13 protein-coding genes are annotated in these 14,383 nt (G+C 65.5%); 11 read left to right on the forward strand and 2 right to left on the reverse strand.

Going from position 1 to position 14,383, the window contains the following annotated elements; genetic code table 11:
- The 9 genes from AC1DSN_RS09425 to AC1DSN_RS09465 form a co-directional block, all read left to right on the forward strand.
- On the forward strand, positions 1-1,503 hold a 1,503-nt coding region (locus tag AC1DSN_RS09425), incomplete at its 5' end, for a methyl-accepting chemotaxis protein (protein WP_477330431.1).
- 3 nt (positions 1,504-1,506) lie between these two features.
- Positions 1,507-2,382 (forward strand): CheR family methyltransferase, encoded by an 876-nt coding sequence (locus AC1DSN_RS09430; RefSeq protein WP_477295035.1) that lies wholly within the window; start codon positions 1,507-1,509, stop codon positions 2,380-2,382.
- Positions 2,379-3,038, forward strand: a complete 660-nt coding sequence (cheD, locus tag AC1DSN_RS09435; protein WP_063573295.1) for a chemoreceptor glutamine deamidase CheD — start codon at positions 2,379-2,381, stop codon at positions 3,036-3,038. Before AC1DSN_RS09430 ends, cheD begins: the two co-directional genes overlap by 4 nt.
- A gap of 87 nt (positions 3,039-3,125) precedes the next feature.
- Positions 3,126-4,226, forward strand: coding sequence for a protein-glutamate methylesterase/protein-glutamine glutaminase (locus AC1DSN_RS09440; protein ID WP_063573296.1), 1,101 nt, complete (start codon positions 3,126-3,128; stop codon positions 4,224-4,226).
- Between the two features lie 15 nt (positions 4,227-4,241).
- Complete coding sequence (locus AC1DSN_RS09445; protein ID WP_063573297.1) at positions 4,242-5,420, forward strand: methyl-accepting chemotaxis protein; 1,179 nt, start codon at positions 4,242-4,244, stop codon at positions 5,418-5,420.
- Between the two features lie 11 nt (positions 5,421-5,431).
- Positions 5,432-5,737, forward strand: a complete 306-nt coding sequence (locus tag AC1DSN_RS09450; protein ID WP_218625411.1) for an STAS domain-containing protein — start codon at positions 5,432-5,434, stop codon at positions 5,735-5,737.
- Between the two features lie 1,015 nt (positions 5,738-6,752).
- Complete coding sequence (locus AC1DSN_RS09455; protein ID WP_477330434.1) at positions 6,753-8,249, forward strand: collagen-like triple helix repeat-containing protein; 1,497 nt, start codon at positions 6,753-6,755, stop codon at positions 8,247-8,249.
- 80 nt (positions 8,250-8,329) lie between these two features.
- Positions 8,330-9,997 (forward strand): ShlB/FhaC/HecB family hemolysin secretion/activation protein, encoded by a 1,668-nt coding sequence (locus AC1DSN_RS09460; protein ID WP_477298634.1) that lies wholly within the window; start codon positions 8,330-8,332, stop codon positions 9,995-9,997.
- Positions 9,998-10,059: 62 nt separating this feature from the next.
- Entirely contained in the window at positions 10,060-11,166 is a 1,107-nt protein-coding gene (locus AC1DSN_RS09465) for a catalase family protein (protein WP_477330436.1), read from the forward strand.
- A gap of 21 nt (positions 11,167-11,187) precedes the next feature.
- Here AC1DSN_RS09465 and phbB read toward each other — a convergent pair whose 3' ends face one another.
- Both phbB and gluQRS read right to left on the reverse strand, forming a co-directional pair.
- Positions 11,188-11,928 (reverse strand): acetoacetyl-CoA reductase, encoded by a 741-nt coding sequence (gene phbB, locus AC1DSN_RS09470; protein ID WP_063573618.1) that lies wholly within the window; start codon positions 11,926-11,928, stop codon positions 11,188-11,190.
- A gap of 57 nt (positions 11,929-11,985) precedes the next feature.
- Positions 11,986-12,858, reverse strand: a complete 873-nt coding sequence (gluQRS, locus tag AC1DSN_RS09475; protein ID WP_477330438.1) for a tRNA glutamyl-Q(34) synthetase GluQRS — start codon at positions 12,856-12,858, stop codon at positions 11,986-11,988.
- 204 nt (positions 12,859-13,062) lie between these two features.
- On the opposite strand from gluQRS, the gene htpX reads away from it, so the two are divergent.
- A complete protein-coding gene (gene htpX, locus AC1DSN_RS09480; RefSeq protein WP_477330440.1) occupies positions 13,063-13,953 on the forward strand; it encodes a protease HtpX in 891 nt (296 codons plus the stop codon).
- 82 nt (positions 13,954-14,035) lie between these two features.
- The coding region (locus AC1DSN_RS09485; RefSeq protein ID WP_477330442.1) for an ATP-binding protein at positions 14,036-14,383 on the forward strand (348 nt) is incomplete at its 3' end.

The raw sequence follows: 14,383 nt of genomic DNA on the forward strand, positions 1-14,383 counted from the left end.
GTCGTGTTGGGCGAAGCGGCAGCCAAGGTCAGCAACAAGGACCAGGTGAAGCAGAAGGTCGCCGAGTTCCAGAAGTACGAAGACGAGATGACCAAGCTGAAGGCCGAGTTCCTCAAAGTCCCGATGTCGGCTGAGGTCAAGAAGCTTTACGACAAGTGGCAGTCGACAACCGCCGACTACGACCAGGCCAAGTCGGACATGGTCGACGCCCTCAACCAGGCTGACGAAGGCTCGAGCGACGTGCTCGAACTGCAGGTTCGCCCACTGTTGATGGACCGCCAGACCCAGCTCGGCAAGCTCATCGAAGCCAAGCGCGATGAAGCCGCGGCGATCTATGCGAAGGAGACTGCGCAGTACCAGATGGTCCGCGCGCTCAGCATCGGCTCGCTGGCCGTCGGCCTGTTCATCTGCCTGCTGATCGGCGTCCTCGTCGTCCGCTCCATCATCCGTACGCTGTCGCACACCGTGGCTGTCGCGCACCAGATCGCCGAGGGCAAGCTCGGCCACGACATCCAGGTCACGCGTTCGGACGAACTGGGCCAGCTACAGGAGGCCTTCCGCGCCATGGACGAGCGCCTCAGCGCCATCGTCGGCGAAGTGCGCCATGGTTCGGGTTCGGTCAGCACGGCGGCGCAGCAGATTTCGCGCGGTAACGACGACCTCTCGCAGCGTACGCAGGAACAGGCTTCCAGCCTGGAAGAGACCGCCTCGTCGATGGAGGAAATGACCTCCACCGTGAAGCAGAACGCCGAGAACGCGAGCCACGCCAACCAGCTGGCCCGCGGTGCACGCGAGCAGGCCGAGCGCGGTGGCGAAGTCGTCGCGCAGACCGTTGTCGCCATGCGCGATATCAACAGCTCCAGCAAGAAGATTTCCGACATCGTCAGCCTCATCGACGAAATCGCGTTCCAGACCAATCTGCTTGCGCTCAACGCGGCGGTGGAAGCGGCACGTGCGGGTGAGCAGGGTCGCGGCTTCGCCGTGGTCGCCACCGAAGTGCGCAACCTGGCCCAGCGTTCGGCCGGTGCGGCGAAGGAGATCAAGGGGCTGATCAACGACAGCGCGAACAAGGTCAAGGCCGGTTCGGAGTTGGTCGACCAGTCGGGCAAAGCGCTCGCCGAGATCGTCGACAGCGTGAAGAAGGTGACGGATATCGTCGCCGAGATCGCTGCCGCCAGTTCGGAGCAGTCGGCCGGTATCGACCAGGTCAACCACGCCGTGCTGCAGATGGACGAAATGACCCAGCAGAACGCCGCGCTGGTGGAAGAGTCGGCCGCTGCCGCCCGTGCCATGCACGAGCAGGCCAACGAGCTCAGCCGCCAGGTGTCGTTCTTCCAGATCACCGGCCAGGCGTCCAGCGCTCCGGCCGCCAAGGCGCAGCGCAAGGACGCCGCTCGCGAAGAGATGGAAACCGTGTTCGCCGCCGTGCGCAGCACGCCGGCTCCGCGTGCGCAGCGTCCGGTCGAGTCCGCGGCCGACGCCGGTGTGTGGAAGGAGTTCTGATCGATGAATGCGCTCGTCAACAACGGCGACGCCGCCGGGCTGGCGGGCGCGACAGGACCGAATCTCGGCGAGAAGGAATTCGGCTTCCTGCGTGAGTTCGTGCTGCAGCACTGCGGCATCTCGCTGGGCGATCACAAGCGGCAGCTCGTCCAGGGGCGTCTGCTACGCCGGCTGCGCGCGTTGAACCTCTCCGGCTTCGAGGCGTACTGCGACCTTTTGCGCCGTGATCCGGAGTCGGAACTCGGCGAACTAGCCAGCTGCATCAGCACGAACGTCACCTCGTTCTTCCGCGAGATGCACCACTACGACATGCTCATCGACGAACTCCTTCCTCGCTGGCTGGCGGAGAAGAAGGGCAGCGGTCGGCTGCGCATCTGGTCGGCAGGCTGTTCCACCGGCGAAGAACCTTACGCCATCGCGATGGTGCTGGCCGAGGCCATCGAGCGCACGGGTATCCAGATCGACGCGAAGATCCTCGCCACCGATCTGTCGCCGCAGGCGCTCGAAGCCGCACGCAAGGGCGTGTACCCGGTGGATCGCCTGGGCGGGGTGAGYGACGCGCGTCGCAAGCGTTGGTTCCTGCGTGGCGAAGGTTCGTTCGATGGCTACGTCCAGGTGCATCCGCGCCTGCGCGAGCTGGTGGCCATCCAGCCGTTGAACCTGCTCCACGAGTGGCCGATGCATGGCAAGTTCGACGCCATCTTCTGCCGCAACGTCGTCATCTATTTCGACAAGCCGACCAAGCAGCGACTGTTCTCCCGCTATGCCGGCATGCTGGAAAGCCACGGCTACCTGTTCCTGGGGCACTCGGAGTCCATGTACGGATTGTCCGAGGACTTCGATCTGATCGGCCGAACGGTCTACCGGAAACGCACATGAGCGACACGTTCGTCGCGCAGCCGAGAACCTTTATCGGCTTCGATCCGAAAAGCGTGCTGCCCGGGTTCGAGCACGTCCGCCGCTTCTGGGATCCCGCCCAGGAAGTGGTCACGGTAAAGATTCTGCCGGGCGAGTACTACGTGAGCACGCAGGAAGAGATGATCTCGACCGTGCTGGGCTCCTGTGTATCCGCCTGCGTACGCGATGCCCGTCGTCGTATCGGTGGCATGAACCACTTCATGCTGCCGGAGCCGGCCGGCGACCGCGACAGCTGGACCTCGACGGTTGGCCGTGCGGCGCGCTATGGCAACGATGCGATGGAACAGCTGATCAACGCGATCCTCAAGGCCGGTGGCCGTCGCGACGATCTCGAAGTGAAGATTTTCGGGGGTGGGCGCGTGCTCGCGACGATGACCGACATCGGCCAGCGCAACATCACCTTCGTGCAGCGCTACATCGCGACCGAGAACCTGAAGCTCTGCGCGGCGGACGTGGGCGATATCTACCCGCGCCAGGTGCAGTTCTTCCCGGTCAGCGGCAAGGTGCGCGTGCGCCAGTTGCGCGCCACGCACGACAACAATCTGGCCGATCGCGAGAAACGATACCTCAAGCGATTGGCCGACGATCCGATAAAGGGAGAGGTGGAACTGTTCTGACCGTCGAGGTCAGCGGTACCGCTTCACTATTTCAGCCTCCGTCGGTCCGCCGACAGGGACGTTCAGCTACCCGAGTCGCAAGCACCCATGCAGAAAGTACGCGTCCTCATCGTCGACGATTCGGCCCTGGTCCGAAAGGTGCTGACGACCATGCTCGAATCCGATCCGGGCATCGAGGTGGTCGGCACGGCGGCGGATCCGCTGATCGCCCGCGAGAAGATCAAGCTGCTCAATCCCGATGTCCTCACGCTGGATGTCGAGATGCCGCGCATGGACGGCCTGACCTTCCTCGACAACCTGATGCGCCTGCGTCCGATGCCGGTGGTGATGGTGTCGACGCTGACCGAGCGCGGCGCGGATGTGACCCTGCGCGCACTCGAACTGGGCGCGGTGGATTTCTTCACCAAGCCGCCCGCCGACCTCGCTAATACGTTCATGGACCACGCGCCGGAAATCTGCGCGAAGGTACGCCTCGCCGCCGGCGCCAAGCCGCGTGAGCGCGCCTCAGTCAGCAAGCTCGAGGTTGCCCCGCGTCTCTCCGCCGACGCCGTGCTACCGCGTGCACAGACCGCCGGAACGCGGGGTGGCACGCGCATCATCGCCATCGGCGCATCCACCGGCGGTACGGAAGCGATCCGCGTCGTGCTCGAGGCGATGCCGCCCACGGCGCCGCCGATCGTCATCACCCAGCACATTCCCGCAGCCTTCAGCGGTCCCTTTGCCGCGCGGATGGATTCCTGCTCCGCCATGCGCGTGATGGAGGCCCGTGACGGTCAGCCCATCCAGGCCGGCCATGCCTACATCGCCCCCGGCAGCCAGCACCTGCTGGTGATGTGGGACGGTGCGAAGCATGTCTGCCGCCTGCATGACGGCCCGCCGGTCAATCGCCACAAACCCGCCGTCGACGTGCTGTTCCGTTCGATGGTGGCCAGCGTCGGCGCCGCCACGATCGGCGTGCTGCTCACCGGCATGGGTGACGACGGCGCGCGTGGCCTGGGTGAACTGAGGGAAATCGGTGCACCGACCCTGGTCCAGGACGAAGCCAGCTCGGTGGTCTGGGGTATGCCCGGCGCCGCCTGGAAAGCCGGTGCCGCCAACGAAATGCTTCCGCTCGATGCGATCGCCGCGCGCCTGCTCGCGCTCGCCCATACACCTGTTTCCGCCGCCGCCTCGCGCGTCGGCACCTGATAGCGAGACGTCATCATGCTTATCCCCAAGAACGAACGAAGCATCGGCTTTGCCGCCAGTGCCATCGCCCTGGTCCTCGTGCTGGTGTTCCATTCCGCCTGGGTCGCCCCGGTCGTCGTGGCACTCCTGACCGCGACCTGGATCGCGATCAGCCTGCGCCCGGCCGCGCTGCCGGACGTGGAAGTGGTGCTGCATTCGCCGTCCTCGGACGAGGCATCGGTCCGCGAGGCGATGGAAGATGTCCGCAGTGCCATCGTCGACGAACTTGGCCACGCCAGTCGCGAATTGCATCAGGCTCTGGATCTGTTGCGTGATGCCGTGGCCGAACTCGGCGGCGGCTTCAACGGCCTGTCGCACAAGACCGGCAAGCAGCAGAAGCTGCTCAGCGAGATCATCGAGAGCGGTGGCAACGGCATCTCGGTGCAGGACTTCGCCTCCCGCACCGCCGGCCTGCTCGAGCACTTCGTTGGCCTCATCGTGCAGCTGTCGCGCGAAAGCCTGCGTATCGTTTACCGCATCGATGGCATGGCCAAGGAAATGGACGCGGTCTTCGCGCTGCTGAAGAACGTCAACACGATTGCCGAAGAAACCAACCTGCTGGCCCTGAATGCGGCGATCGAAGCAGCACGCGCCGGTGAATCCGGCCGCGGCTTCGCCGTGGTCGCCGGTGAAATCCGCAACCTCGCGCAGCACAGCAACCAGTTCAACGAAAAGATCGGCACCCACGTCGAGCGCTCGCGCACGGCGATGGAGCAGCTGCGTGAACTGGTCGGCCACATGGCCTCGCAGGACATGAACGTGGCGCTCTCGGCCAAGGGCGACATCGATCGCATGATGTCGACCATCACCGAGTCCAACGCCCGCACCAGCGCTGCTGCGGACGAAGCCGCGTCCATCAACCGTGGCCTCGGCAACGACGTCTCCACCACCATCCGTTCGCTGCAGTTCGAAGACATCCTCAGCCAGCTGCTGCACCAGACGCGCTCGCGCCTGGTCGAGCTGCAGGAGATCACGGCCGACTGCACGCGCGACATCGAAGAGCTCGCCTGCGCCCCAGCCAACCCGGCCGAACTCGGCGCCCGCGCCCAGCGCGTCCGTTCGCGCCTGGCCGAGCAGCGCGAGCGTGCCCGCCTGCGTTCGCGTGGCCCCGCCCTCCAGCAGTCCATGGCTGCTGGCGACATCGACCTGTTTTAAGGGAAGCCACCATGGCCATCAACGTCCACAACGACACCGAGCACGGTTGCCTCACCCTCCACCTGGGCGAGCGCTTCGATTTCTCCATCCACCGTGCCTTCCACGATGCCTGCCTGGGTGACGTCGCCGCGGCGCGCAGCTACGTGCTGGACCTGGAGCAGGTCATCGGCATGGACAGCTCCGCGCTGGGCATGCTGATGCTCCTGCGCGAACACGCCGGTGGTGACCGCGCGGAAATCCGCATCGTCAACGCCAGCGCCGACCTGCGTAACACCTTGCGGATCGCCGGTTTCGACAAGCTGTTCACCGTGCACTGAGCGACTCCGGTCACGAGTGTCAAAAAACGCCCCGGCACACCGGGGCGTTTTTTTTGGTTCTTCGCGCATTTCCGGGGCGCGCGGCGCCTTGTTAGCGGGCTCGCGTTTCGGCGTTGCGCGGGGCGGCTCGGCTTGCGCCATCGCTCTCTACACTTGGGCGTCTCGCGGGGGAGACCTTGGTGTCCACCCTCGCTGCTCAGACACGTCCTCCGCGTTCGAAAAGGAAGGCCGCTCACGCGGCCCGTGTACCTATTTGGCCTACGGCCGCTCCACTTGTGCGGAACTCGCCTCGAGGGTGGACACCAAGTTCTCTCACGACGATACGGTGGAGTTGGGAGGAGAGCCGTTGGCGTGGTGCCGTCGTCGCGCCCGACTGCTGCCGGAACACCAAGGCGATGCGGAAGCGGTGTCTGGTACGCGATGGCGGGTACGCGGTTGCCGAAGACCTTCCTCGCGCCTGTGTCGTCGTGTCGGCATGCCTGCGTGTCGGCGATGCCTGCCAACGATGCTGCCGCACGCTTTGGCTCGACCCACGCGAACCTCAGGGTCCGGAAGAGTCTTCGGTGCCCACCCTCGAGGCGAGTTCCGCACAAGTGGAGCGGCCGTAGGCCAAATAAGTACACGGCCGCGCAGCGGCCTTTCCGCTACGAAACGCGGAGGACGTGTCTGAGCAGCGAGGGTGGGCACCGAAGGCTCTGCGCCTAAACCGTCCACGCAAGCGGCGGTGCGATGGCCCCACGAGAATCGGACGATGCGATCTGAAGAAATTCGCGCAAATACGCGCTCTCCACGCAGATTTCGCACTTAGTTCGATCCAACTTCACGGGCTCACGACGCGGCTGAACAGGTGGCCGAAAACGCTCTACGTATTCTTACCTAGTTGCCACTTTTGCGTAGCACCGCATCGAGCGCAGGCGTTTTATGGACCCACGGTTGTGACGTGGGTCACATTCGATGTATCGCTCCCACAGGCAGGGGGCACTACCCAGAACGCCATGCGTTCGAGGAGTGAGTCGTGAGCGAACTGAATTTCGGCAAGGTTTTCACCCGTACTCTTCTGGCCAGCTGCATCCTGGCTGCGTCGATTTCAATCACCGCGTGTAGCGGACACGGCTCGACGCGATCGGGCGGTGGCTCTTCGGGCACGGTGAATCCGGGCGGCGCGGGCGGCTCCGGCGACGCGGGCGGTGGCGGCTCGGGCACGGGCGGCGGCGGGGATAACGGTGGCACCGGCGGCACCGGCGGTGGTACGGGCGGCACAGGTGGCGGCACGGGCGGAACCGGCGGCGRCACCGGCGGCACCGGCGGTACGGGCGGCACCGGTGGCGGCGACGGCGGTGGCACGGGCGGTGGTGGCACGGGTGGCGGCGGCACGGGTGGTGGCGGTACCGGCGGCGGCACCGGCGGTACCGGCGCGGCAGCGCCCTCGAACGCCGTCGGCGCGATCGCCACTGGCACTGGAAACATCGTCTCTTCCCTCGGCGGAACGGTCACCGGTATTGGCGCGCAGCTGCCTTCGGTCACGCTGCTCGGCGGCACCAGCGGCCTTTCCACTTCGCTGGTGAACACCGTGGGTGACGTCGGTAAAGCCGTCACGGCCCTCGGTGATGGCACCTCCGGTGGCCTCGGCCAGATCGGCAATATTCCCAACCCGGTGGGCGTCACCACGGGTAGCCTGGACGATGTCGTCAAGAACGCGGGTGACGCGGTCCATGACCTCGGCCCCGGCGTCAGCAGCGTCGGTGCGAACACGCCGATCGCGCCGATCACCTCGGGCCTGGGCGACGTGGTGTCGAAGGCCGGCACGGGTGTGGAGCAGGTGGGTTCGCAACTTGGCGGTCTGCTCGGCTCGGCGCAGGCAAACACGCTGACGCAGGGCGTCAGTGACCTCGTGACCCCGCTGGCTACGTCGCTGGGCAGCAGCGCGTCGCCGACGCAGTCCACCAATCTGGTCGCCGCGACAGGCATGGCGGCGAGCGGCATCTCGGGCGGCCTGAGCACCGGCGTGCATTCGATTGCGGCCGACGTCGGCGGCATCCAGGCACCGGGTGCCCTGGGTGGGCTGTCGCAACCGCTCAGTGGCGCGCTGAACGGTGCAGCGGACACGCTGCATGTGGCGAGCAACACGCTCGGTCAAGGTCCTGGCACAGCAGGCTCGCCCGGCTCGACGCCCGCTTCGACTGTGCTCGTCGGCGCCGGTGCGCTTGTCGGCAGCGTGGCGGTGCCGGTCAATGCCCTGGGTACCGGTGGCCTGAGCGGCCTCTCCCCCGTGACGAGCGCCGTGGCAACCACAGTGACCAACGTCGGCACTGGCGTGAGTACCGTGGCCAGCAGCCCGGCCATCGCGCCGGTGACGACCACCCTGAACACGGTGGTCAACAACGTCGCCTCCGCGACGGGGCTGTCGTCGACCACCGGCACGGGCGCTGGCAACAGCGGTGCAGGTGCCGACCCGGTGAGCAGCCTCCTTGGAAGGCTGAAGGATCTGGGCAAGGGCAATCACGGCCTGTAAGGCGATTGGCGCGGGCGGTGGTCAACACCGCCCGCGCTTCGTTGATCCTCGTGTAGGTCATCGTTCGTAGGGAGCTTTGCATGAATCGATGGCTCGGCTGCCTGCTAGGCATGTCCGTCGTGTGTTCCACCCAGGCGCAGGTCCGCGCGCCGGCCAATCCACTCCAGACCCTGCCGCGAACGGAGACGCCCAAGGAGGCGCCGTCGGTCACGGTGAATGTGCAGGGGCCTAACCCGGCACTGGAAGCGCTTCTCGCCAGTCATCTCACCCCGACGCGTTTCGATGTTGTCGGTGTGCGCTCCATTCCCTTCGCCGATGTCGCCGCCGTCTTCGCGCCCCTGCGCGGCAAGGACACGAGCGTGCGTCAGCTCGTCGCGGCTGCCGACAGTGTCACGGCGATGTACAAGAAGCGCGGCTACGCACTCTCGTTCGCCTTCGTGCCCAGCCAGACGTTTTCCGGCGGCGTGGTCCAGGTGACCGTCGTCGAAGGCTACGTGTCGAGCCTGACCGTGCACGGCGATGCAGGCAACCTCGAAAGTCGCATTCGCGCGATGGCGGCGCACATCGTGGACGAACGCCCGCTGCGGCAGGATACGTTCGAGCGCTATACACAGCTGCTCGGCCAATTGCCGGGCACCAAGGTCGCCGCGAACGTGCCGCCACCGACCACGACCGATGGAGCGACCACGCTCGACCTGACTATTACGCGGCAGCGCTACGACGCTAGCTACGGCATGGATCTCAACCATCCCGGTGCGCAAGGTGTCTTCACCGCGCTGGAGAACGGTGCAACGCCACTGGGCGAACAGCTCAGCGTATCGACCTTGTTTCCGAACGGTGGCGGTCAGCGACTTTATTCCGCCGCCTGGGTCGAACCGATCGGTTCCCAGGGTTGGCAAGGCCGCATCGATGGCAGTCACTACTGGGGCAGTCCGGATACCGATGACGAGTTGCCCTCGTATCTCGATCATCGCCTCTCGCAGGAACGCCTTGCACTCACGGCGATCTATCCCCTCGTGCTCACCAACAGCAAGCGCCTGAACCTGACGGTGAGTGCGTATGCGTCCACGCAGGATGACCGCTACCGCAACACCGATTCGGGCGCGATGATCTCCCTGCGCTCGAGCGTACGTGTGCTCGACGCGGAACTGTCATGGCTGAAGACCGCGGCGAAGCATTCCGAGCAGTTCAGCTTTGCAGTCGCGCACGGCTTCGACGGCTTCGGAGCGAGTTCGCGTGCAACGACCAACCTGGCCGGACCGCTTGCCGTGGCCATGCCTGACATCAACTTCACGCGCTACACGATGAATCTGGCCTTCTCGCAGGAATGGGCGCACAAGATCGGCACCGTCGTTCGCGCCACCGGACAGTACAGCAACGACGCGTTGCCCTCGACCGAACAGATCAACTTCGGTGGTCCAAGCTTTGCTTACGCTTACGACCCGGGTGACGCCGCAGGCGACAGTGGCTGGGCGGCGTCACTGGAGGTGAACCGCGCCTTCGTCTCGGGAACGCACTGGATCAAGTCGATCGTGCCTTACGTGGCGTACCAGTCCGCGCGTGTCTATCTGAACGGTGGACGGCCCCTGATCAACAAGCTCGATTCAGCGGCGATCGGCGTGCGGCTGTCGGACAACAAGCACTACACCGTGGATTTCGCGCTGGCGGAGCCGACAGGCGACAAGCCGCCGGAGAAACAGAATCGGGATGTGCGCTGGAACCTCACGTTCAGTTACAAGCTGATGTGAGCCACATCGCCTTCACGAGAGCGGCCGCAGGATAAAACGCTACCCCGCCGCTCGAGATCGCCATGCCCCTCTCCCTGAGTCCGCCGCCGATTCGTTTCGACGACTCCCTCGAGCACGTCGAGCCTGATGAAGCCGAGACGGCTGAACAGCTGATCGAGACCCTCACCAGCATCAACCAGACTACCCTCGAGCACGAAAAGCACGCGTATCGCCCCGTGCACGCCAAAAGCCACGCACTACTCACCGGCGAGCTGGTCGTGCCGGACGACCTGCCGCGCGAACTCGCGCAGGGTATCTTCGCCAGGGCAGGGCGCTATGGCGTCGTCATGCGGCTATCGACCGTACCGGGAGACATTCTCGACGACAGTGTTTCCACGCCACGCGGCATGGCCGTGAAGATCATCGGTGTCGAAGGGGATCGGCTGCCTGGCAGCGAAGGCGACGTGACCCAGGATTTCGTCCTGGTGAACGGCCCCGCCTTTTCCGCGCCAACGGCGAAGAAGTTCGCGGGCACACTGAAGCTGGTCGCGGCGACGACCGATCGCGCGGAAGGTGCGAAGAAGGCCCTCTCGGCTGTGCTCCGTGGCACCGAACGCCTGGTCGAAGCCTTCGGTGGCAAGAGCTCCACCTTGCTCGCACTCGGCGGGCAGCCCGAGACGAATCCGTTGGGCGATAGCTACTTCAGCCAGGCGCCGCTGCGCTTCGGCGAATACGTCGTCAAGGTGTCGATCGCGCCGCGCTCACCCAACCTCACCGCGCTCACGGATGCCGAGCTCAACGTCAACGGTAAACCGAACGGCCTGCGCGACGCGATGATCGAGCACTTCGCGACCGAGGGTGGCGAGTGGGATGTGCGCGTGCAGTTCTGCACGGATATCGAGTCCATGCCGATCGAGGACGCATCGGTGCCGTGGCCGGAAGAGAAGAGTCCCTATATTGACGTGGCGCGCATCGTCGTACCGCCGCAGCCGGCGTGGAACGAGGCGCGGCGCGCGGCTATCGACGACGGTCTTGCGTTCAGTCCCTGGCACGGTGTCGCCGCCCATCGGCCGCTGGGCTCGGTGATGCGCGCGCGCCGGCTGGCGTACAAGGTGATGGCGAAGTTCCGTGCACATCACAACAAGGTGGCGATCCACGAGCCGGCGTCGGTCGACGAACTCCGGCTCTGAGTCACCCGATCCCCGTGGGCCTTACCAACCCATGTAATGGCCGCCGTTGATGGCGAGGTTCGAGCCGGTGATCCAGCTCGATTCCTCGCTGGTCAGGAAGGCCACCGCGTGGGCGATCTCGTCCGGACGGCCGAGTCGGCCCACCGGGATCTGCGCGATGATCTTCGAGCGGATGTCTTCGGGCACCGCCATGACCAGGTCGGTCCCGACGTAGCCCGGCGAGACCGTGTTGACGGTGATGCCGAAGCGCGCGTTTTCCTGGGCCAGCGAGATGGTGAAGCCGTGCATGCCGGCCTTGGCTGCCGCGTAGTTCGCCTGCCCGTACTGGCCTTTCTGGCCGTTGATCGAGCTGATCTGGACGATACGGCCCCACTGGCGCGAGCGCATGCCCTCGATGACCGGGCGGGTGACATTGAACACGGCATTGAGGTTGGTGTTCACGACGTCCGTCCATTGCTGGAAGTCCATCTTGTGGAACGTGGTGTCGCGGGTGATGCCGGCGTTGTTGATGAGGATTTCGATCGGTCCGGCGAGGTCCTCGATGCCGCGAACCATCGCAGCGGCGGAGACCGGATCGGCCACGTCGCCCTGGACCATCACCACGTCGATACCGTCGCGGATCATGTCTTCATGCCAGGCGTCGGCCTTGGCCTTGTCGCGGTAGTTGGTAGCTACCCGATGACCCTGGCGCGCAAGGTAGCGCACGATCGCCGTACCAATGCCGCCTGTGCCGCCGGTCACCAGTGCCGTGCGTTGCGTAATGCCTTGCTTCATCCTCGCTCGTTTCCCATAGAGGCCCGCCGCGCGGGCAAACGATTCTTATAACGCTCCACCGACCCCAAGACTACTGCGGCGGAGCGACGCAGGCTTGAACTCGTTCAGCGCGGCGTGAAGCAGATCACGGGGTGAATCGGGGCCCGCGGGGGCTTTCACACCCAGCCGTTCGAGCGCGAGCCGCAGGGCGGGCAGGGGATCCGCCGGGTCGACGGGCAAGGCGGCGGCCGACTTCGAGAGCTTCCTGCCGTCAGCGTCCAGGACCAGGGGGAGGTGCAGGTAGCCGGGCGTCGCCAGCCCGAGTAGCCGCTGCAGGTAGATCTGCCGGGCCGTCGAATCGAGTAGGTCCGCGCCGCGAACCACATGCGTGATGCCCTGCTCGCCGTCGTCGACGACGCAGGCGAGCTGGTAGGCCCAGAGGCCTTCCACACGGCAGACCACGAAGTCGCCAGCTACTTCCAGCAGGTTCTCGGCCAGGGGGCCTTGAAGGTCGTCGTGCCAGTGGATGGTGTCGTCGGGCGTGCGCAAGCGCCACGCCGGCGGCCGGTCGGGGTCCGGGGCGGCGACACACTGGCCATGACGGTGCATGCCGCCGTGGACCGCCAGATCGGCCCGGCTGCACCAGCAAGGGAAAACATAACCTTCCGCCCTGAGTCGTGCAAAGGCGGCCTCATACGCCTCGCCGCGCGTGGACTGATACATCACCGGGCCGTCGGATGAGAGGCCGAAGGCGTCCAGCGTGGTCAGAATGGCGGCAGCCGATCCGGGCACCTCACGTGGTGGGTCGATGTCCTCGATGCGAACCACCCAGGCACCGCCGTGGTGGCGTGCGACCAGCCAGCTGCCGACCGCGGCGACCAGTGAGCCGAAGTGGAGGGCACCGGTGGGTGAGGGGGCGAACCGGCCGCGGTAGTTCATAGGGTGTAACCGAACACGAGTTGAGACGTTTCTCACAGCGTGCATGACGCGAGGGCGACAGTGTAGGCGATGCCGTCAGTCGACGAACCGCGCTGGGGCGCCATCCCATGAACGGCGCGGGCTGCGGGGATTGAATCATTCGGCGTTCGCCCCGAAAACTTCGCTTGAGGCGGTGCCATACGCCATCCGCCAAGAGAGACAGACATGTTCAAACGTATCGGGCTTTTCATCGCGACCAATCTCGCGGTCATCCTTCTTCTCAGCATCGTTTGCCGCGTGCTGGGTATCGATCAGTGGGCCGCCCAGAAGGGCATGGGCCTGACCGGATTGATCGTCTTCRCCTCGGTCTTCGGCATGGGCGGTGCCTTCATCTCACTGGCCATCTCCAAGTGGATGGCGAAGATGACCACCGGTGCCAAGGTGATCACGCAGCCGGCCAACGAAACCGAACGCTGGCTGGTCGACACCGTGCGCCGCCATGCCGAGAAGGCAGGCATCGGCATGCCCGAGGTGGCTGTCTACGACGCCCCGGAGATGAACGCCTTCGCCACTGGCATGACGCGCAACAACGCGCTCGTGGCGGTCAGCAGCGGCCTGCTCCAGCAGATGGACCGGGAACAGGTCTCGGCGGTCCTCGGCCATGAGATCGGCCACGTCGCCAACGGCGACATGGTGACCCTGACCCTGATCCAGGGCGTCCTCAACACGCTGGTTATCGTGCTGGCCCGTGTGGTCGGCCGCGTGGTCGACAGCTGGATGAGCGGCGGTCGCGAGCGCGACGGCGAGGGCGGCATCGGTTATTTCGTCGTGGTCATGGTCCTGCAGATCGTCTTCGGCCTGTTCGCGTCGATCATCGTTTCGTGGTTCTCCCGCTGGCGTGAGTTCCGCGCCGATGCGGCCGGCGCCAACCTGGCTGGCCGTGCCTCCATGATCTCGGCCCTGCAGCGCCTGTCGGCCAATCACGGCGACACCAGCCTGCCGCAGACCATCCAGGCCTTCGGCATCTCCGGCCACCTGGCCAGCGGGTTCAAGCGCCTGTTCATGAGCCACCCGCCCATCGAGCAGCGCATCGCCGCCCTGCAGGCCGCCAAGTAAAACAATGTGGGAGCCGCCGGTCTTTTTTCAGGGTCGTGCCGCCCCCATAATCGGGGGCTATCCACCCTGAAGGAACGGCACCGTGAGCCAGGAAACACGTAAGTTCGAAGCCGAGGTCGCCCAGGTCCTGCACCTGGTCACCCATTCCCTCTACTCGCACAAGGAAATCTTCCTTCGCGAGCTCATTTCCAACGCCTCCGACGCCTGCGACAAGCTGCGCTTCGAGGCGGTCGGCAACCCCGACCTGACCTCCGACGACCCGGAACTCCGTATCCAGATTTCCTGGGATCCGGAGGCGCGCACCGTGAGCGTGCGCGACAACGGCATCGGCATGAGCAAGGACGAAGTCGTCGCCAACATCGGCACGATCGCCAGCTCGGGCACCCGTCGTTACCTCGAAGCCCTTTCCGGCGAGCAGAAGGCCGACGCG

The organism is Luteibacter sp. P4_D7_3 (assembly GCF_056401735.1).